This is a genomic window from Flavobacterium sp. YJ01 (genome assembly GCF_029320955.1).
Taxonomy (GTDB): Bacteria; Bacteroidota; Bacteroidia; order Flavobacteriales; family Flavobacteriaceae; genus Flavobacterium.
Genome location: NZ_CP119757.1, coordinates 4836539 through 4856974, shown reverse-complemented (window position 1 = coordinate 4856974; position 20436 = coordinate 4836539). Strand labels below are relative to the sequence as shown.

Sequence of the window (20436 nt, the reverse complement as noted above, 5' to 3'; positions counted from 1 at the left end):
TGTAAGAAAAATCATTTAAACACACTTTTTAAGCCTTATCCTATTACCAAAGATATCCGAATATCAATTTTTAATTTTTATTGAAAATATCCAATCTATGAAAGCTGTTTTTTTCTTAAATAAAGAAAATTTAAGTTTTTAGGAAATTACTTCACTATTCTAAACCAATCTACTGCAACATTTCCTGAATCATTTTTTACAATCTCTCCCAAAGCAAAAAGTCCGACTTTAGCACCAATCCATCTTCCTTCTCTAGCCTTAAAATCTTTTCCAATTGTTTGATAATTTTTATCATCTAAGCTATATGAGAAATTGCAAATGCCTCCTTTAGTGATTTTAACTCGTAAATAAATAGTGTTTTGATCTATCAATACAGGTTTGGTTTCTGTTTCTAAAACAGTTTGATCAAAAGTTCCTGTTTTCTGGTTTAGATATAATTTTCCATTCTCATTTTTTAAATTGAGATAACTGTAATCTAAGCCCATTATTATTAAACCTGTACTTTCTCCATTTAATCTTGTATTAAAAGTGAGTTTTGTAGTTGCTGTAAATTCTTCTGCTGGAAATTTTTGCAATAGTAAATTAGGAGCATTAAAAATATTTTTTGTTGTTGTATTACAAAACAAATTCAAATAGCCTAAACTAGTCGGAAATCCAAAATTGGTTTGTTTATTGGCTTGCCATTGCCATTGCAATCCTAATTTGGGTTCGTTAAACTCATCTGAAGTCGCAGGAACTTCAATCGGATATTTTTTTCCAACATTAGGTTTCTTATAAGTGGTAACTGGCTCTCCTATTCCATTTTTATCAAAATCTTCTCCCATAACTGGCCAATCGTTTACCCATTTCATAGGTTGTAAATGAACAATTCGTCCATAAGCTCCTTTATCCTGAAAATGAAAAAACCAGTCTTCTCCAGTTTGAGTAGTAACCCAAGCACCTTGATGCGGACCATTTATTTTTGTTGAACCTTGTTCGAGAACTTTTTTTATTTCATAAGGACCAAATACATTTTTTGATCTTAAAATTGTCTGCCATCCTGTTGGAACTCCTCCTGCAGGAGCAAATATGTAATAATATCCGTTTCGTTTGTAAAACTTAGGCCCTTCAATTGTTTCTTCTCCTGCATGTCCGTCAATTACCATTACTTCATCGTTGTTTACAACTGTTCCTTCTGGGTTCATGGTGCACACTACCAACAAACTTTTAATCTGTGCACGGCTTCCTGCAAAGGCATGAGTCATATAAGCTTTACCATCTGTATCCCAAAGCGGACTAGGATCAATCAAACCTTTTCCTGCTTTTACTAAAATAGGCTCTGACCAAGGTCCTTCTGCCTTTTTAGCTTTAATCATATAGATCCCAAAATCAGGATCTGGATAGTAAATATAGAATTCATTTTTATGATAAGTAATGCTTGGTGCCCAAACGCCATTTCCGTGCTGTACTTTGTCATAAGTTTCAAACGGTGGCTGTTTTATTAAAGCATGCCCTATAATTTTCCAATTTACCAAATCTTTAGAATGCAAAATAGGTAAGCCTGGAATACAATTAAATGAAGAAGCGGTCATATAATAATCATCGCCTACGCGAACAACATCTGGATCTGAATAATCGGCATGAATAATCGGATTGGTATACGTTCCGTCTCCATTATCAGGCACCCAAACTTGTGCATCATTCTTCTGAAAAGAAAAAATAGAAAGAAGAAAAAGGATGATTTTTATGTTTTTCATTTTGATGAAAATTTCTTTTTTGATTAAACCAGACAGGTTTTAAAAACCTGTCTAGTTTCTAACATGCTTTTCTTTGAGGAGTTTCTTTGCGGTGCTTCGACTTCGCTCAGCAAGACAATCTATAATTGATAATTAACAATTCACAATTATCAATTATCAATTAAAACTATCTATTCAACTCCAAAGCTGCCAAAATAAATGGCCCAGTTGCTTTAGGATCGTTGTCTTTTTTTCTTTCGTTTACATAATATTCATAAGATCCATCACGATAAGGAGTTCCGCCCAAACCAGCAACTTGACAGCAATTGGTTAAAGTGATACCACCATCTTCATCTACTTTTTTGATTAACACAGTAGTTAATCCATCAAAAGCTTTATTAGCTGCTTTTTTAAATTTAGCTGGTAAATAACCTTTGTTTGCTCCTTTTGCAAAAGCATAAGAAAACATTGCAGATCCAGAAGCTTCTAAATAATTTCCTTTATCAGCACCTCTGTCTGTAACTTGATACCATAAACCTGATGATTTATCTTGGAATTTAAGTATCGCTTCAGAAGCGTTATTTAAATATTGAACCAATTCTTTTCTTTTTGGATGATCTTTTGGCATATAATCTAAAACATCAACCAAAGCCATTACGTACCAGCCTAAAGATCTTGACCAGAAGTTTGGAGAATTTCCTGTTTCTTTATTTGCCCACGGCATTTGTTTGCTTTCATCCCAACCATGGTATAATAATCCTGTTTTTGGATCGGTTGCTTTTTGCTGAATTAACTCAAATTGTTTAGCAATATCATCGAAGCTTTTTCCATTTTCAAACTTAGCAGTGTATTCGGCGTAAAATGGTTCTCCCATATACAAACCGTCTAACCACATTTGATTTGGATAAATTTGTTTGTGCCAAAATCCTCCGCTTTGCGTTCTTGGCTGTTCTGAAAGTTGTTTGCGAATTAATTGTAATGCTTTTAGATATTTATCTTCTTTAGAATAAGCATATACATCAAAAAGCAAACGTCCTGGCAAAACTAAATCGATATTAAATTTATCAAATTCATAAGTATTGATACTTCCATCAGCTTGAACCAAATTATCTACATAACCTCTCACATACGCTTTGTATCTCGGATCTGGATTCTTTTTATACAATTCTTCAATCGAATGTAAAACTAAAGCATGAACATAATCCCATTTTGACTTTTTCGCGTCATCTAACATATATGATTCAGGATGGCGTTTCATCAATGTTAAAGCCATTTTATCAGACCACTTAGCATTCTTTGCGATTACGATATCTTTCTTTGCAGGCTCTTGAGAAGTTACTTTACAACTTGTAATTGTCATAACGCAAATCATTAAAACCGACATCAAATAACTTTGCTTTCTACTGTTTTTCATTTCAAAATATATTTAAATTCTATTATTTATCTAATTCAATCGACGCTAATAAAAAGGCTCCAAGGCCAATTGCGCCATTATCTTTTGGTTTGGAAGTAAGATAATATTGATTTGTTCCATCGCGGAAAGGCTTTCCTCCTAAAACAACATTCGACGAAACGTTTAAAATATTTACCTCTCCTTTTTTGTCCACTTTTACAAATTCTTTCACAAAACTTTCAAATGATTTTTTGGCAGTTGATTTATAACTTGCCGATAAATATCCTTTATTTGCCCCTTTTGCAAAAGCATAAATGATCATTCCTGAAGCAGATGGTTCTACATAATTTCCATACAATTCTGTTTTATCAGCAACTTGATACCACAATCCCGATTCGCTTTTGTATTGATTTACATTCTTTGCAATCTGATTCAAATACCCAACCAAAACTTTATATTTTGGATGTGATTTTGGAAAATAATCTAAAGTTTCAACCAATGCTACCATATACCAGCCAATTCCGCGCCCCCAAATTGTCGGCGAAGTTCCAGTTTGTTTATCTGCCCAGCCAATTTCTTTGCTTTCGTCCCAAGCTTGATAAACTAAAACTGTTTTTTTGTCAACAATATGCTTTTGAACCAATTCAAATTGTTTTGCAATGTCATCAAGACTTTTTCCTTTTTCATATTTCACCGTAAATTGTGTATAAAAAGGTTCAGCCATATACAAGCCGTCAATCCACATTTGATTTGGGTAAATTTGTTTGTGCCAAAATCCGCCGCTTGCTGTTCTTGGTTGCGTTTCTAATTGGTTTCTTAATTTGCCTATAATTTCTAAATAGCGTGAATCTTTTGTAATATCATACAAATTGAAAAGCAATTTTCCAGGATTTAAATAATCGATATTGTATTCTTTAATATCGTATTTTTTAATATTTCCAGTGCTGTCGATCATTCCATCAACGTAATCCTTGATATAATTTAAGTATTTTTTATCGTTTGTTTTCTGATACAATTTTTCAAAACCAGACAACACAAAACCCATTTTATAATCCCATTTTGGTCTGTCATTTCCATCAAGCTGCCATGCTTTCGGATATTTATTTAAAATTGAAAGAGCAGTTCGTTCTGACCATTTCAAATCATAAGAAATAACCGAATTTTCAGAATCTGAATGATTTTGCGCTTTTAGATTAGAATTGAAAATCAGCAAAAAAAGCAAAACAACTTTTGTAAAATTGACTGTTGTAGAAAGAGATTTTTCCATAAAATATACCATTTGTCTTTTTAAATTAGCTTTTTGAATTTTGCTCTAATTTATTTAAAAATTTTATCTAAAAATTGTGTTGTGTAAGAAATTGTTTGCTTAAACCAAGGCTCGTAAAACCAAAAGGAATGTGGTGAATCTGCAATTGTATACACTTCATTATAGATTTTATTCTCATTCAAAATCTTGATCATATCGTCTCTTCCTGCATGAAATCTTGGAATACTGCTACAGATATATAAAACCGGTGGCGTATTTTTGTCTGTATGTGTTAATGCTGAAGCCTCTTTCCAGATTTCTGGAATTTCATTTGACTTTCCTCCCAACCAAAAAGCGAGAACATCGCCTTCTGAAGATTCTGGATGTTTAAGTGCCAAAACTCCGTCAACATCAATTATCGCATTTACTTTTGATGACGATTTACTTTTAAAAGCACGATCTTCAAAAATTGGGTTATTATTAGTTGTTCCAATTAATGCGGCCATTTGGCCTCCTGCAGAACAGCCTAAAACAGCAATTTTATTGACATCAACACCAAATTTAGATGCATTATCTTTTATAAATTTGATAGCATTTTTTACGTCAATTACTCCAGTTGGATATTTTGCTTCTAATGATAATCGATATTCTATAGCAAAACACGAATAACCTTTTGCAGCAATTTCTTTTCCGATAAACTGCATTTGGTTTTTATTTCCCGATCTCCAGCCTCCGCCATGAATCATAATTACAGCTGGATTTTTTTTCTTTTTTCTATTAACGAAAGCATCAAAATGCAAAACTCGATTTTGATCTTTATTATAAACTAAATCGAAACTTTCTTCAACTTCTGAATTTGGCTTTATTTCTGGAATTGTAATAAAAGGATATTTCTTAATTAATTTTGTAAAAGTGCTTTTGATTGTATAAGATGTGTCAATCTGATATTGCTGACTTTGAGCCAGAATAACATTGAAAAATACTAATAAAACCAGAGCCGTTTTTCGCATCTTACTTTTAATTTTTTCAGTTAAGAAAGGAGTCCAACAATGTTAAACTCCTTTTTAACTCCTTCAAAAAACAATAATCTCAAAAAATAAATTACTAATTACCAACAATTCGAGAAATATTATTACTTAACAGATTCTACTTTTTTGTTGTTTACGTAGGTATCTATGAACTTTATATTTTTTACATTTTTCAACAAATAGACAGAATCTACTTTTTGAATTTTTACATTTTTTAATGTGATATTTTCAACAGGAGATTCTTTGTAACCATCAGCCCAAACGCTGTATTTTCCACCGTTTTTGACATTTACATTTTCTAAACTGACATTTCTTATTGTCGGAATAAAATTTCCTGTTTGAGATCCGTAGACATTGTAAAACATATTTAATTTTAAAACACATTCTTTAACCGTACCAACTTCAAGATTTCTAACAAAAATATCTTCTATAATTCCGCCTCTTTTTGAGTTGGTTTTGATGCGAATAGCACGATCAAGATTCGGACTGTCCATAACACAATTTTCAACAAAAACATTATTTACACCAGCAGAAATCTCACTTCCGATAACAACGCCACCATGTCCGTCAACCATTTTACAATTTTGAACAATTATGTTTTTACTTGGAATAGCCACTCTTCTTCCGTCTGCGTCACGTCCAGCTTTAATGGCAATACAATCGTCGCCTGTATTAAAAGTGCAGTTTTTAATTATAATGTTTTGAGAATATTCCGGATCGCAGCCATCGTTATTTGGACCGTGACTGTTTACCGTAACGCCATCAATAATCATGTTATTGGTTTTTATTGGATGCAAAATCCAAAAAGGCGAATTGATGATTTTTATATCTTTTATTAAAGCAGTATTACATTCAAAAAATTCAATAAAGTTAGGTCTTAAATAACGTCCATCTCCAAAAATGCGTTCTGAAACTGGAATTCCTTTTTCGGCCATATCAACCAAAACTTCACGATTTGTCGGATCATTTTGAGACGAAATTCCTTTTTTCCAGCCATAATTTTTTCCCCCAGACCAAATCCACCAATTGGTGCTATCAGCTTGACCGTTTAATGTGCCTTTTCCTGTAACTGCGATATTGGTTTTATTTTTCGCATAAATAAGCGGCGAATAATTCATCACTTCTGTTCCTTCCCAAGAAGTATGAACAATCGGATAATCTTTCGGATTTAAACTGAAAAGGATTTCAGCGTTATCTTCTAAATGCAGATTTATATTACTTTCTAAGTGAATCGCTCCAGTTAAATATTTTCCATTCGGAACCAAAACTTGACCGCCGCCGTTTGCTGCACATTCTTTTATTGCCTTTTGAAAAGCTATCGTGTTTAATGTTTTTCCATCAGCAATTGCACCAAAATCGTTTATATTGTAAATCTTATTCGAAAACTTAGTTTGTGGAATACTTTTAATGATTAAATCCATCTTTTTCCAAGGATTATTTGAAGCATCAGAAGAAGTTACGGCATTTTTTTCTCCGCAAGATGTAACTAACGCGACCATAGTCGTTAAAAACAGAATCCATTTAGATGTTATGCTCTTATTTTTAATCATTTGCAAAGTATTTTCTTATTTAATACCGAAAACATTCAAAAACCATGTAATCGATTACACGAAAGTAGAAAAATTGTTCTATTGGAACAAATTAATTTAGAAAAAAATTATATATTTAATTTTTATTACAAATTTTAATTACATTTAACGCAAAAATTTAGATAAATTATTATCATAATAATTCCTAAATCGTTTGATTTTTTAATTCTGGTAATCGATAACAATTTATATTACATAATAAAAAAAAATGTACTTTTGTCTAATACATAATCCGATAAACTTTTTTTGAATGAGTGAAAAAGTAACTATTTACGATATTGCTGAAAAATTAAATATCACGGCTGCAACCGTCTCTAGAGCTTTAAATAATAATCCGAAGATTAAAGAAGCCACAAGAGAGTTAGTTATTAAGACTGCTGCTGCCATGAATTACAAGCAAAATAAATTGGCACTTGCATTGAAGAGCGGTCGAAGTAATAATATCGGAGTTATTGTACCTCGTATTGACAGCAATTTTTTCGCTTCTGTAATTAGAGGAATCGAAGAAGAGCTTTATCCTCATGGCTATCAAGTAATTATCTGCCAAACACATGAAAGCATTAAAAGAGAAAATGAGAATCTTCATACACTTGTAGATGCGCAAGTAGACGGAATTATGATGTCGGTTACAGGAATTTCAAATGAAAATGATAGCGCTTTTAGAAATGTTTTGGAGAAAAATGTTCCCCTAATATTTTTTGATAGAAGTAAACATATTGATGGAGTAAGTTCGGTAACAATCAATGACTTTAAAGGAGGTTATTTAGCAACCAAACATTTAATTGACGAAGGTTGCAGGCATATCGCTCATTTATCTGGAGATCAATCTTTAGACATCTTTAAAAACAGGTTTTTAGGCTACAAACAAGCTTTATTAGACAGTGGACTTACTTTTAACGAAGAACATGTTATTTACACCAAAAGTAGCGTAGACGCAGGTAAAGAAGCAGTAGATAAACTTTTACAATTAGAAACTCCACCAGATGCTATTTTTTCATCGTCTGATTTTGCTGCATTAGGAGCGATTCAAGAATTGAAAGAAAGAAATATCAGTATTCCTAATGAGTTTTGTGTTGCTGGTTTCAGTAACGAACCTTTTACAAAATTTATGGAATTATCAATTACCTCTGTAGATCAATCTCCTTTGGAAATGGGAAAAATGTCTGCCCGCGTTTTCTTAGAACAAGTAGACAAAACAGACACTATTAAAATAGAAAAAAAGGTCGTTCTAGCACCAGAATTACATATTCGCAAGTCTTCTACAAAAACTAGTTTTTAATATTATTTTTACCATATAAGTTATATAAGCTATCTCACAAGGGTAGCTTTTTTTATAAGCTTCAGAGAAGCGAAATATTTATAGAATCACAATAAATCACACAACAAAGCTCCAGAGGAGCGACATATTTTTTCTGCAAACCTAATCAATCTATGTCGCTCCTCTGGAGCTTTATGTTGTAACCGCTTATTTTTTTTCTATAAATATTTCGCTTCTCTGAAGCTTTCTATATAAAAAAAGACGCACAATATGTGCGTCTTCTATATAAACCTTTGTCACTTTGTCCCTCAGAACCTTAGCATCTTAGTAGCTTAGTACCTAAAAAACTAAAGTGAAACTCCTCTTTTCCAAGGAATAAAATCATTCTGATTTAAAACTGCCGCTTTGGTTTTAATTGTACCACTAGCAATATCAATAATAAATTCAAGCATTTCATCAGACATTTCTTCGATAGATTTTTCACCTTTGATAATTCCTCCAGTGTCAATATCGATAATATCAGACATTTTTGCCGCCAACTCAGAGTTAGAAGATATTTTTACAACTGGCGCAATTGGATTTCCTGTTGGAGTTCCTAAACCTGTTGTAAATAATACCATATTAGCTCCTGAGCCTACCATTGCGGTTGTGCACTCAACATCATTTCCTGGCGTACATAGCAATGTTAATCCTGGTTCGTTAATATACTCTCCGTAATCATAAACACCAGCAATTGGAGATGTTCCTCCTTTTTTAGCTGCACCAGCAGATTTCATAGCATCAGTAATCAAACCGTCTTTGATGTTTCCTGGAGAAGGATTCATATCAAATCCTGAACCAGCATCAACAACTGTTTTTTCGTACCATTGCATCAAATCCAAGAAACGTTTTCCGTCTTCGTCATCAACACAACGGTTTACTAATTCCTGCTCTACTCCACATAATTCTGGGAACTCAGAAAGGATTGTTGTTCCGCCTAAAGCAGCCAATTTATCAGACAATACACCTAAAGTCGGGTTTGCAGAAATCCCAGAGAATCCGTCAGATCCACCACATTCTAAACCAATTCTTAGTTTAGATAATGGCGCTGGTTCTCTCTTAATATCGTTTGCTTTTTTAATCGCTTCGAAAGTATCTTTTACAACACTGCTCAACATCGTTTCAATTGTTCCGATAGATTGTTGATCGTAGATTAAAACAGGCTTTTTACTGTCTGGATTAATAGCATCTAAAGCTTCTTTGAAAATTGAAATCTGAAGATTCTGGCATCCTAAACTCAATACAGTTGCTCCAGCCACGTTTGGATTATTTACATAACCTGCCAAAAGTTTAGCCAAACTATGTGAATCCTGACGAATTCCTCCACAACCACCTTGGTGCGTGATGAATTTTACCTGAATATTATTGAATAAATTAGCATCGTTTGAAGCTTCTTGATTTCCTGCTCCACCAGTTTCTGATTTTACCAAAGAACGCAACAATAATTGGTAATCGTTCTCTTTTGGTTTCATCAATTCTTTCTCAAAAATATCTTTTAAGATTTCGATGTTTCTATTTTCGCAAAAAACCAATGGAAAAAATAACCAAACATTTTCTGTTCCAACTTGCCCATCTTCTCTATGATAGCCCTGCCACGTTCTGTCTTTCCATTTATCTACATTTGGCGCAGTCCAGCCAATCGTTTCTGTTTTACCAGTAACTTTATCACTTTCGTGTTTAACGTTTGCAGTAGAAAGCAATCCTCCTTTTTCGATTCTTGCACTCGCTTTACCTACTAAAACACCATACATAATGATTCTGTCTCCTACATTAAAAGGAACCATTGCAATCTTATGTTTCATTTTCACATCAGACTCAACAGCAATTGATTGTCCTTCAAAATCAATCACTTCGCCAGCTGTCAGATTCACCAAAGCCACCGCTACATTATCTGTAGGATGTACTTTTATTAATTTTTTCTGCGTTGCCATAATTAACCTTTGTTCTTTGTTCTTTTTGTGTGTTTTTTTTTATTTTATTCTTTCTTGAAACTTAGCAAAACCTGCTTCAATTCCGTTTGAATCTATTTCTTCTAATGCAATTGTAATTGCTCTTGTAAGTCCTGGAATTTCAGTTAAATCTTGATCCCAGAATGATTTGTTTTGTAATGTTAAACGAGCGATTTTCTCGTAATCATCCGATTTCCAAAGTCCGTTGAAGAAAGCTGTAATATCTTCACCATCTTTAACCGGTAAACTTTGACCGTTCCAAGTTCCTTTGTAGAAACGAATTAAACTCGCTAATGAAAAAGTCAAATTAACAGGCAATTTATTATTAGCTTTATAATATCCTAATAAACTAGGCAAAACTCTTACTTTGAATTTTGATACAGAATTTAATGCAATATCAGCAAGTGCATGTTTGATAAATGGATTTTTAAATCGGTCCATTACCTCCTCAGAATAGGCTGTAATTTCATTTTTATCCATATCAAGAGTTTCACTAATTTCACTAATAACGCTATTTACAAATTCTCCTGTAAAATCTCCGTTAACAGTTTCCATTACTAATTTATTACCATGCAAAAGTGAAAAAGGAACCATTGCTGTATGTGCACCGTTTAAAATACGAACTTTAATCATTTTAAAAGGACGTATATCATCAACGATTTTTACATTCAAATCTGTTTTGTGAAAAGGCAATTTTGCTTTTAGATCATCTCCCCCTTCAATAGCCCAAAGGAAAAAAGGTTCAGCCGCAACAATTAAATTGTCCTCATAATCTAATTTATTATTATATTCTTCAATTTCAGCTCTTGGATATCCAGGAACAATTCTGTCAACCAAAGTACTATGATAGGTACAAGCATCTGATACCCAAGTTTTAAATGCATCCTCTAATTTCCATAAATCAACATATTGCAAAATATATTTTTTAAGCGTTTCAGAGTTATAATCAATTAATTCACAAGGAATTATTGTAACTCCTTTAGAGGCATCTCCATTAAAATGTTTAAATCTTTCATATAATAAAACCGTCAATTTTGCAGGAAATGACACTGGTGGCTGCATGTCTGGAGTATCACTTTCAATAAATTCAATTCCAGCTTCTGTAGTATTAGAAACAATAAACTGAAGTTCTTCTTCTTTGGCTAAAGCCAAATAATTTGTAAATTCAGTATATGGGTTTATAGTTTTTACAATATTATTAATTAACACAATATCTTGTATCTTTTCACCTTTTTTAATTCCGTTCATAAACAAGGTATAAAGACCATCCTGATCGTTAATCATATTTACCATACCGTCTTTCAAAGGTTGAACTACAGCAATACCGGCATTAAAATCAACTTCTTTATTCAGTTTGTCAAAAGCATAATCAACAAAGGCTCTTAAAAAGTTACCTTCTCCAAACTGAACTACTTTAATTGGCTGTAACTTTTCTAATCCTGTATTTATTCTATTTAATTTTTTCATTTTAAATTTTCTTTAATGCGTTATAAATAACCATCTATAAACCTTATTTCTTCATTTCTGCCTTTTAAATTGTAAATGAAACATTACACCCGATTGAGTAAAATAAAGCCGGCTGTGAGGAATGGCTAGCTAAATTTTTCAAGCGTAATGTTCAATTACAATCTCTAAAAATCTAAAAAAAACTTATAAAATAAGGAGTTTGGCATGATTACCCCTTAATCTTATTTTCTTATATCTTTTATAATGTCAAGAACTTGTTTCACTTTTGTGGTTAGTCCGTCGAAATCTTTATTATCTAAAATATCTTTTGAAATTAATTGCGAACCTAAACCAACACAAGTTGCTCCAGCATTCAGCCATGAACTCAAACTTTCAACCGTTGGGTAAACTCCGCCTGTCGGCATAATGTTTGTCCACGGGCACGGACCTTTTATCGCTTTAATGAATTCTGGTCCATAAGTATCAGCTGGAAATAATTTTACGATTTCGCAACCTAATTCTTCAGCTCTTGCAATTTCTGTCAAAGTTCCGCAACCTGGCGACCACAATACTTTTCTGCGATTACAAGCTATAGCTATATCTTCTCTAAAAACTGGAGTTACAATAAAATTTGCTCCCAAACTCATGTACAATGAAGCTGAAGCTGCATCTGTAATAGAACCAACTCCTAAGATCATTCCAGGAAGTTCCGCTAAAGCATATTTGTTTAAAGCTCCAAAAACTTCATGTGCAAAATCACCTCTGCTTGTAAATTCCATTAATCTGGAACCTCCGTCGTAACACGCTTTTAATACTTTTTTACTCAATTCGATATCAGAATGAAAAAACAACGGAACCATACCATTATCCTTCATTGTTTGCGCAACCTCTATTCTTGAATATTTTGCCATTTTTTATTTAAAATTATCTTGATACTAATGCAGAACCATCACCATCAATCATATTTTCAACTTCTTTTAATGTAACCAAGTTGTAATCACCTGCAATTGTATGTTTTAAGCAACAAGCTGCAACTGCGAAATCTAATGCTCTCTGGTTATTATTCTGATATTCTAATAATCCATAAATTAATCCGCCCATAAAAGCATCTCCACTTCCTACACGATCCACAACTGGCGTAACTTCTTTTACTTTTGCGCTGTAAATTGCTTTTCCATCGTATAAAATCCCACCAATTCTTTGGTGTGAAGCACTTACAGAATAGCGTAAAGTTGTTGCAGCAATATGCAGATTCGGAATCAATTCAAACAATTTATCGTATACTGCTGGAAGCGATTTCTCATCCTGATAATTTGGATTTACTTTTGGAATTCCCAACATGAAATACGCCGTGTCAATATCTCCTAAAATTACATTACTGTATTTTAGCATTTCAGGCATAACTTCGCTAGGCGTTTTACCATATTGCCAAAGTTTTGATCTATAGTTTAAATCGCATGAGATTTTAATTCCTTTTTTATGAGCCACTTTAATGGCTTCTAAACAAGCTTCTGCTGCACTTTGAGAAATAGCTGGTGTAATTCCGCTCCAATGAAACCATTCGGCTCCTTCTAGAACTTTTTCCCAATCAACTTGTCCTTTTTCTATAGTTGACATAGCACTGTGAGCACGATCGTAAACTACATTACTTCCGCGAGTTCCTGCACCAGTTTCTAAGAAATAAATTCCTAAACGCTCTCCTCCATAAACCATGTTTTTAGATTCGACATTCATTTTCCTGATTTCTTTCAATGCAGAAAAACCAATTTCATTTTCAGGTAATCTTGAAACAAATTCAGCATTTACACCATAATTTGCCAGAGAAACACAAACATTAAATTCGCCGCCACCATACGTAGCACCAAATGCTGTAGATTGCGAAAAACGCAGATGTCTTTCTGTCGATAAACGAAGCATGATTTCTCCAAATGCAACTACTCTACTCATTATTTATATTTTTTTTGCCACAGATTACAAGGATTAAAAAGATTAAAACTTAGCGAACCTTGCGTAAATCTTTGTGACCTTTGCGGTTAATTTTCAATTAAAACTTAAAATATTCTTTAGCGTTGTTATATGAAATATCAGAAACTAATTTTCCAATCCATTCCATATCATTTGGCAATTCACCGCGTTTGATTTCGTCTCCCAAAAGATTACATAAAATACGTCTGAAATATTCGTGTCTTGGGAACGATAAGAAACTTCTAGAATCTGTCAGCATTCCAACGAAACAGCTAATTAATCCCATATTTGAAAGCGCATTTAACTGCTTTGTCATTCCGTCTTTTTGATCTAAGAACCACCATCCTGAACCAAATTGTACTTTTCCGCGAACACTTCCGTCGTTGAAATTTCCAATCATAGTCGCCATAACTTCGTTATCAGCTGGATTCAAGTTATAGATAATTGTTTTACTCAATTTATCTTTGCTGTCTAAAGCATTTAAGAAACCTGAAAGTTTTTGAGCCTGAGGATAATCTCCAATAGAATCCCATCCTGTATCTGGACCTAAAATTCTGTGCATACGAGCGTTGTTATTACGCAATGCCCCTAAGTGAAATTGTTGTACCCATCCAAACTCGTGATACGTTTCGCATAAGAAAATCAAAACAGCACTTTGGAATTTTAAAGCTTCTTCTGGCGAAATAATTCTGTTTTCTCTTTTCTTTTTGAAAATTGTAGCAACCTCAGATTCTGTAAATTCTTCAAAATAAATTTGATCTAAACCATGATCACTTAATTTACATCCGTTTGCATTAAAGAATTCAATTCTGTTTCTTAATGCAGCTTGCAAATCAGTAAAAGTGTTAATTGCAATACCGGACACATCCCCTAATGTGTCCAGATATGCATTATAACCATCATTAGCAATTAAGATGGCTTTATCAGGTCTGAAAGCCGTACTCATTTTAATTCCAGTCGAATTGTTTTCGAATTTTTTGTGATATTCTAAACTATCAATTGGATCTTCTGTTGTACAAACTAATTCAGCGTTTACTTTTTTAAGAAGGTTTTGTGTGCTGTAAGCTGGAGAATTTACTTTCTCTGAAGTTTCGATGTAAATTTTCTCAGCCGACTTTTCATTCAACAAATCATAAATGTCAAAATAGCGCGCTAACTCTAAATGTGTCCAGTGGTACAAAGGATTACGCATCGTGTACGGAACTGTTTTTGCCCAGTTTAAGAATTTATCTTTATCTGAACCATTTCCTGTTACAAACTGCTCGTTGATCCCTAATGTACGCATTGCACGCCATTTGTAGTGATCTCCATTGATCCATACATTCGTAATGTTATCAAAAATCTTATCCTCAGCAATAAACTGCGGATTTAAGTGATTGTGGTAATCAATAATTGGCTGGTTTTTAGAGTAATTGTGATATAACTCTTCAGCGTATTTATTTTCTAATAAAAAATTGTCGTGTATGAATGTATTTGCGCTCATTTCTTTTTAAATATAATTTGAGAATTATTCTTCGTTTGAAGGTTTTCCAATTGTTGCTAAGATTCCGCCATCAACATATAAAATGTGACCGTTTACAAAATCACTCGCTTTGGATGATAAAAATATTGCAGCTCCAGCTAAATCACTTGGATCTCCCCATTTTGCAGCAGGAGTTCTGCTTATAATAAAATCGTTAAACGGATGTCCGTCAACTCTAATTGGTTTTGTTTGTTCTGTAGCAAAATATCCAGGTCCAATTCCGTTAATTTGAACATTGTATTTTGCCCATTCTGTTGCCATGTTTTTAGTCAGCATTTTTAAGCCTCCTTTTGCAGCTGCGTAAGCAGAAACAGTATTTCTTCCTAATTCACTCATCATCGAGCAAATGTTGATGATTTTTCCTTGACGTCTTTCGATCATTCCTTTTGCAACATGCTTAGAAACGATAAATGGACTTACTAAATCTATATCTACAACTTCTCTGAAATCTGAAACTTCCATATCTAAAAGCGGAATTCTTTTAATAATTCCTGCATTGTTAATTAAGATATCGATTGATCCAACTTCACTTTCAATTTTAGCAACAGCTTCTTTTACTTGTTGCTCTTCTGTTACATTAAATTTATAACCAACAGCATTAATACCTTCGCTTTTTAACTCCGCTACAGCATGATCAATTTTTTCTTGAGAAGAATTACCGTTTACTACAATTGTAGCTCCAGCTTGCCCAAGTCCTTTTGCCATTGCCATTCCCAATCCGTGCGTACTTCCTGTGATAAGGGCAACTTTTCCTTTTATATCAAATAAGTTTGTCATTTTCTTATCTTAAATCTGTGATTTTACAAACATCCATATCTCCGTAATCTAGGTTTTCACCAGCCATTCCCCAGATAAAAGTATAATTACTAGTTCCTGAACCTGAGTGAATTGACCAAGGCGGAGAGATTACTGCCTGATGATTGTTCATCCAAATATGTCTTGTTTCTTGTGGTTGTCCCATAAAATGGCAAACTGCTTGGTTTTCTGGAATATCCAAATAGAAATAAACTTCCATTCTACGATCGTGAACGTGAGCTGGCATTGTATTCCAAACACTTCCTGGTTTCAATTCTGTCATTCCCATTTGCAATTGGCAAGTTGTCACCACGCTTCCAATAATCATTTGATTTACTGTACGGTGATTAGCCGTTTCCATTGTACCCAACTGCAATTTATTCGCTTCTTCTAAACTTACTTTTTTAGTTGGATAAGTTGTATGAGCTGGAGCAGAATTCAAATAGAATTTTGCAGGATTACTGCTATCATCACTTTTAAAAACAACATCTTTGTTCCCGCTTCCGATATACAAAGCATCTTTAAAACCTAACGCATAAGAAGTTCCTTCAACAACCACAGAACCGCTTCCACCAACATTAATAATTCCTAATTCTCTTCTTTCTAAAAAATAAGGTGCTTTTAGCGGATCAATAGTTTCTAAAGTTAAATCGCCTTTTACAGGAACTGCAGAACCTGCAATGTATCTATCGTAATGCGAATAAACCAACACTACTTCATCCTCTTGCATTAAGTCATCAATTAAGAATTCTTCTCTCAATTGTTGTGTATCATATTTTTTAACTGCTTCTGGACTTGACGCGTATCTTGAACTATATTTTGTCATAATTTTAAATTAATGTAATCGATTGCACAAAATTATATTTTTATATTTAAATAGCATAATTGAAACGAAAAAAATATTTCAATTCTGTCTATTTTTCTTTATAAATCAGTAATTGGAGCATATTTAGGAACTAGTGATTTCATTACAATCCAACCAGTTAAGTAACAAACTGCGCAAATTGAGAAAATGATAAAATATCCAGCTTCTATTCCTTTGAATCCCATAAAAACCATTTCAGATTCTTTTGCATAATCAAACAAAACTCCTGATCCTTTATTAATTAAAGTCGATCCTAAACCTCCTGCTAAACCTCCAATTCCTGTAATTGTTGCAATTGCTTTTTTAGGAAACATATCTCCAACAGTTGTAAAGATATTTGCCGACCATGATTGGTGCGCTGCTCCCGCAATTCCGATAATGATTACTGGAACCCAATAACTAATGTATCCTAATGGTTGTGCGATTAATGCTAAAAGCGGAAAAAAGGCAAAAATTAACATTGCTCTCATTCGTCCTTCGTAAGGATTCATTCCTTTTTTCTCTACAAAATAAGTTGGAAGCCAACCTCCAATAATTGATAATAAAGTGATTAGATAAAGTATAAATAATGGAAATGCCGCTTCTGTAGAATCCATTCCGTAAACGGAACTTAAATAAGCTGGTGTCCAGAACAAGAAAAACCACCAAACACCGTCTGTCATAAATTTACCGAAAGCAAATGCCCAAGTTTGTTTGTATTTGAAACAGTCTGCTAAAGAAACTTTCGTGGTAGTTTCAGGAACGTAACCAACTAATTTACTATCTGCAATATCATCTTGCTGAATGTAAGCTAATTCTTCTGCTGTAACTTTAGAATGTCTTTCTGGCTTATCGTACATAAACATCCAAAATCCCATCCAAACAAAACCTAAAGCTCCGATAATGATAAAAGACATTTCCCAACCGAAAGATTTTGCAATAAACGGAATTGTAATTGGCGCTGCCAAAGCTCCAACAGTTGCTCCTGCATTGAAAATACTGGTGGCAAAAGCTCTATCTTTTTTAGGAAAATATTCTGCTGTAGTTTTAATTGCTGCCGGAAAGTTTCCTGCTTCTCCAACTGCTAAAACAAAACGAGCAAAAATAAATAAAGCAACACTTACATTGATTACCAATGCTGTATCGCTTACTGTACTAATTATTTCTTTTGAACCATGAAATCCTACAAACCAATTTCCTGTAATAATTCCAGAAGTTGCAATTCCGCAAAATGCATGAAGACAGGCACCAACAGACCAAATTCCGATTGCCCAAAGAAATCCTTTTTTAGTATCTAACCAATCCACAAATCTTCCTGCAAACAATAGCGAAACTGCGTAGAAAATAGAAAATAACGCCGTAATATTTCCGTAATCATTATTTGTCCAATGAAATTCTGGCGCGATAAAATCACTCCAAGTTAAAGAAAGTACTTGTCTGTCAAGATAATTGATTGTTGTTGCAAAAAACAATAAGGCGCAAATACTCCAACGGTATTTTCCTGTGGTCTTAACGCTCTCATTTACTGCAACTGTTTCGGTTTGATTCATAGTTAGTGGGTATTATAGTTTTGTAATTTTTGGTAATCTTAATAAAACAATTGACTTCTGTTTAAAAATATTAAAATCAACAAATTAACACCTTCAAACAGAAACAATGTAATCGATTGCACAAATATAGTTTTTAATCTCTACAATCCAAATAAATTATATAAAAAATTATTTTAAGTATTTAAATTAATAAATTACATAAAAAAAAGAATACAAAATTACACATTAAACAATATATTTGTTAAAAGCTAACAGGTGAAATTCATCCTTTTTATGGGGTAAAATTGTACCAAAAAAGGTGTTTTTTGAGATTTTTTTAAAGTAATTTCAATTGCCAAGATCAACTGTTACATTTTCTTTAGCATAAACAAATAAAACATTGTAAAACAAATAATTAACTATCAAATTGAAAAATAAAAAGTACGGATTTTACAAAAGAATAACATTAAGTTTTATTCTTTTCTCAGGGATATTTTGTTCAAATGCTCAAAATCAAGTAATTCCGCTTTGGAATAAAATTCCAGACGAAATAAAGGCTCCAGATTATAAAGAAAAGCCCGAAATTAAAGAAGGCAAAATGCAAAGTACAAGTCAGGTTTCTGTACCAACATTAAGTATTTTTATTCCGAAAGAAAGCAAGCCAAACCAATCTGCGGTAATTATTTGTCCAGGAGGCGGTTATCAGCATCTGGCTTTTGATAAAGAAGGAGTAAAAGTTGCTGAATGGTTTAATAGTATCGGAATTGCCGCTTTTGTATTGAAATATAGACTTCCAACAGATTTAACAATGAAAAATAAAAATGTTGGCCCGTTGCAAGATGCACAAGAAGCTATTCGATATGTGAGACAAAATGCTTCAAAATGGAATATTGATCCAAAGAAAGTTGGTATTTTAGGATTTTCTGCCGGAGGACATTTAGCTGCAACTGCCTCAACTCATTATGATGACAAAGTCTATGAATCTGCTTATAAAGTAAGCGCTCGCCCCGATTTTTCTATTTTGATTTATCCTGTTATTTCGATGGAAAATGAAATCACGCATAAAGGCTCGCAAACTAATTTGTTAGGAAATAATCCTTCGCAAGATTTAATAGATTCATTTTCTAATGAAAAAAAAGTTACAGCGCAGACACCGCCAACTTTTTTGATTCATACTACAGACGATACAGTTGTAATGCCCGAAAACAGCATAAATTATTATTTAGCTTTAAAGAAAAATGCGGTTACAGCGGAGTTACATTTGTATGAAAAAGGAGGTCACGGATTTGGTTTGGGCGTAAATGATACAAGTAAATTTTGGACAAGAGATTGTGCAGAATGGCTTAAGGTGAACGGATTTTAATTAAAATTTCTTTCTCATCATAAAAAAAAACCACTCTTTTTAAGAGTGGTTTTAAAAAAGATATGAAGAAGTCTGTTACTAACTCTACTTAAAAAAATAACCAACGGTTACTTGAAAAATTCTGTTCTTCATATCACTTTTAATAATGTAATTTGTATTTGATGTTGCATCTTTAAATACATCGGTATAAGACATATTATATCTTACATCTGCATAAAACTTGTTCTGAAACTGGTAACCCAATCCGAAATTTACAGAAGCATCTACTCCATTTGAGTAATCTTTCAAATCCATTTTATCATGGTTATCATATCCTAAAAAGTTATCTTGATATTTGTTGTTTGCTTTTAACAAAATTCCTACTTGAGGTCCTGCCTGCAAACTAAAACCTTTCGCAACATAATATTTCAACATTATCGGAATATTCAAATAGTTTAAAGCGATAGTACTTTTATAATGCGAATTTTGAACTTCTGGATCTGAATAAGATAATTTCATTCCTTGCTGGCTAAATAATAATTCTGGCTGTACAGAAAAACTTTTTGTTAATGGAATTTCTGCCATTAAACCTGCTGTAAATCCTGTTTTATCAGATGATTTCAGTTCATTTTCATCAAATGTAAGATTCGAAATATTTAATCCTGCTTTTACACCAAGTTTAACCTTTTCGGTCTGAGCCATTGCACCTGCACACATTAATAGTGCACAAATTATCAGCTTTGATTTTTTCATCGTATTTATTTGTTTTAAAGAAA

At 33.1% G+C, this 20436-nt stretch carries 16 protein-coding genes; 2 read left to right on the top strand and 14 right to left on the bottom strand.

The features are described 5' to 3' along the window. Nucleotides 1-146 precede the first annotated feature (146 nt). The 5 genes from P0R33_RS21050 to P0R33_RS21030 form a co-directional block, all read right to left on the bottom strand. Nucleotides 147-1736 (bottom strand): glycoside hydrolase 43 family protein, encoded by a 1590-nt coding sequence (locus tag P0R33_RS21050; RefSeq protein ID WP_276173124.1) that lies wholly within the window; start codon nt 1734-1736, stop codon nt 147-149. A 166-nt stretch (nt 1737-1902) separates the two neighbouring features. Further along, the gene (locus tag P0R33_RS21045) at nt 1903-3129 is read right to left on the bottom strand and encodes a glycoside hydrolase family 88 protein (RefSeq protein ID WP_276173123.1); all 1227 of its coding nucleotides are present in this window, start codon (nt 3127-3129) and stop codon (nt 1903-1905) included. A 22-nt stretch (nt 3130-3151) separates the two neighbouring features. Further along, complete coding sequence (locus tag P0R33_RS21040) at nt 3152-4375, bottom strand: glycoside hydrolase family 88 protein (RefSeq protein WP_276173122.1); 1224 nt, start codon at nt 4373-4375, stop codon at nt 3152-3154. A 50-nt stretch (nt 4376-4425) separates the two neighbouring features. Continuing rightward, complete coding sequence (locus P0R33_RS21035) at nt 4426-5364, bottom strand: alpha/beta hydrolase (RefSeq protein ID WP_276173121.1); 939 nt, start codon at nt 5362-5364, stop codon at nt 4426-4428. 122 nt (nt 5365-5486) lie between these two features. Beyond that, entirely contained in the window at nt 5487-6932 is a 1446-nt protein-coding gene (locus P0R33_RS21030; protein ID WP_276173120.1) for a glycoside hydrolase family 28 protein, read from the bottom strand. A gap of 289 nt (nt 6933-7221) precedes the next feature. Here P0R33_RS21030 and P0R33_RS21025 point away from each other — a divergent pair, with 289 nt between their 5' ends. Continuing rightward, a complete protein-coding gene (locus P0R33_RS21025) occupies nt 7222-8250 on the top strand; it encodes a LacI family DNA-binding transcriptional regulator (RefSeq protein WP_276173119.1) in 1029 nt (342 codons plus the stop codon). Nucleotides 8251-8576: 326 nt separating this feature from the next. Here P0R33_RS21025 and P0R33_RS21020 read toward each other — a convergent pair whose 3' ends face one another. The 8 genes from P0R33_RS21020 to P0R33_RS20985 form a co-directional block, all read right to left on the bottom strand. Next, nucleotides 8577-10199, bottom strand: coding sequence for an altronate dehydratase family protein (locus P0R33_RS21020; RefSeq protein WP_276173118.1), 1623 nt, complete (start codon nt 10197-10199; stop codon nt 8577-8579). 39 nt (nt 10200-10238) lie between these two features. Then, complete coding sequence (locus P0R33_RS21015; protein ID WP_276173117.1) at nt 10239-11684, bottom strand: tagaturonate reductase; 1446 nt, start codon at nt 11682-11684, stop codon at nt 10239-10241. 221 nt (nt 11685-11905) lie between these two features. Then, on the bottom strand, nt 11906-12574 hold the full coding sequence (locus tag P0R33_RS21010; protein ID WP_202004538.1) for a bifunctional 4-hydroxy-2-oxoglutarate aldolase/2-dehydro-3-deoxy-phosphogluconate aldolase: 669 nt from the start codon (nt 12572-12574) through the stop codon (nt 11906-11908). A gap of 13 nt (nt 12575-12587) precedes the next feature. Next, the gene (locus P0R33_RS21005) at nt 12588-13610 is read right to left on the bottom strand and encodes a sugar kinase (RefSeq protein ID WP_276173116.1); all 1023 of its coding nucleotides are present in this window, start codon (nt 13608-13610) and stop codon (nt 12588-12590) included. 97 nt (nt 13611-13707) lie between these two features. Next, complete coding sequence (uxaC, locus tag P0R33_RS21000) at nt 13708-15111, bottom strand: glucuronate isomerase (protein WP_276173115.1); 1404 nt, start codon at nt 15109-15111, stop codon at nt 13708-13710. A 24-nt stretch (nt 15112-15135) separates the two neighbouring features. Continuing rightward, entirely contained in the window at nt 15136-15927 is a 792-nt protein-coding gene (locus P0R33_RS20995; RefSeq protein WP_276173114.1) for a gluconate 5-dehydrogenase, read from the bottom strand. 4 nt (nt 15928-15931) lie between these two features. Continuing rightward, nucleotides 15932-16771: a 5-dehydro-4-deoxy-D-glucuronate isomerase gene (gene kduI, locus P0R33_RS20990; protein WP_276173113.1), complete on the bottom strand. Its 840-nt coding sequence runs from the start codon at nt 16769-16771 to the stop codon at nt 15932-15934. 98 nt (nt 16772-16869) lie between these two features. Beyond that, nucleotides 16870-18339, bottom strand: a complete 1470-nt coding sequence (locus P0R33_RS20985; RefSeq protein WP_276173112.1) for an MFS transporter — start codon at nt 18337-18339, stop codon at nt 16870-16872. A gap of 406 nt (nt 18340-18745) precedes the next feature. On the opposite strand from P0R33_RS20985, the gene P0R33_RS20980 reads away from it, so the two are divergent. Continuing rightward, nucleotides 18746-19681, top strand: a complete 936-nt coding sequence (locus tag P0R33_RS20980) for an alpha/beta hydrolase (RefSeq protein ID WP_276173111.1) — start codon at nt 18746-18748, stop codon at nt 19679-19681. Between the two features lie 84 nt (nt 19682-19765). Here the strand turns inward: P0R33_RS20980 and P0R33_RS20975 are convergent, their stop codons facing one another. Next, entirely contained in the window at nt 19766-20413 is a 648-nt protein-coding gene (locus tag P0R33_RS20975) for a porin family protein (protein ID WP_276173110.1), read from the bottom strand. Between the last annotated feature and the right edge of the window lie 23 nt (nt 20414-20436).

Excerpts from the sequence above, each read along its gene's own strand:
- P0R33_RS20995 (WP_276173114.1), bottom strand. The coding sequence starts at position 15,927 with ATGACAAACTTATTTGATATAAAAGGAAAAGTTGCCCTTATCACAGGA.
- P0R33_RS21045 (WP_276173123.1), bottom strand. The coding sequence starts at position 3,129 with ATGAAAAACAGTAGAAAGCAAAGTTATTTGATGTCGGTTTTAATGATT.
- P0R33_RS21025 (WP_276173119.1), top strand. The coding sequence starts at position 7,222 with ATGAGTGAAAAAGTAACTATTTACGATATTGCTGAAAAATTAAATATC.
- uxaC (WP_276173115.1), bottom strand. The coding sequence starts at position 15,111 with ATGAGCGCAAATACATTCATACACGACAATTTTTTATTAGAAAATAAA.
- P0R33_RS20975 (WP_276173110.1), bottom strand. The coding sequence starts at position 20,413 with ATGAAAAAATCAAAGCTGATAATTTGTGCACTATTAATGTGTGCAGGT.
- P0R33_RS21015 (WP_276173117.1), bottom strand. The coding sequence starts at position 11,684 with ATGAAAAAATTAAATAGAATAAATACAGGATTAGAAAAGTTACAGCCA.
- P0R33_RS21030 (WP_276173120.1), bottom strand. The coding sequence starts at position 6,932 with ATGATTAAAAATAAGAGCATAACATCTAAATGGATTCTGTTTTTAACG.
- P0R33_RS21005 (WP_276173116.1), bottom strand. The coding sequence starts at position 13,610 with ATGAGTAGAGTAGTTGCATTTGGAGAAATCATGCTTCGTTTATCGACA.
- P0R33_RS21010 (WP_202004538.1), bottom strand. The coding sequence starts at position 12,574 with ATGGCAAAATATTCAAGAATAGAGGTTGCGCAAACAATGAAGGATAAT.
- P0R33_RS21035 (WP_276173121.1), bottom strand. The coding sequence starts at position 5,364 with ATGCGAAAAACGGCTCTGGTTTTATTAGTATTTTTCAATGTTATTCTG.
- P0R33_RS21050 (WP_276173124.1), bottom strand. The coding sequence starts at position 1,736 with ATGAAAAACATAAAAATCATCCTTTTTCTTCTTTCTATTTTTTCTTTT.
- kduI (WP_276173113.1), bottom strand. The coding sequence starts at position 16,771 with ATGACAAAATATAGTTCAAGATACGCGTCAAGTCCAGAAGCAGTTAAA.
- P0R33_RS20985 (WP_276173112.1), bottom strand. The coding sequence starts at position 18,339 with ATGAATCAAACCGAAACAGTTGCAGTAAATGAGAGCGTTAAGACCACA.
- P0R33_RS21020 (WP_276173118.1), bottom strand. The coding sequence starts at position 10,199 with ATGGCAACGCAGAAAAAATTAATAAAAGTACATCCTACAGATAATGTA.
- P0R33_RS21040 (WP_276173122.1), bottom strand. The coding sequence starts at position 4,375 with ATGGAAAAATCTCTTTCTACAACAGTCAATTTTACAAAAGTTGTTTTG.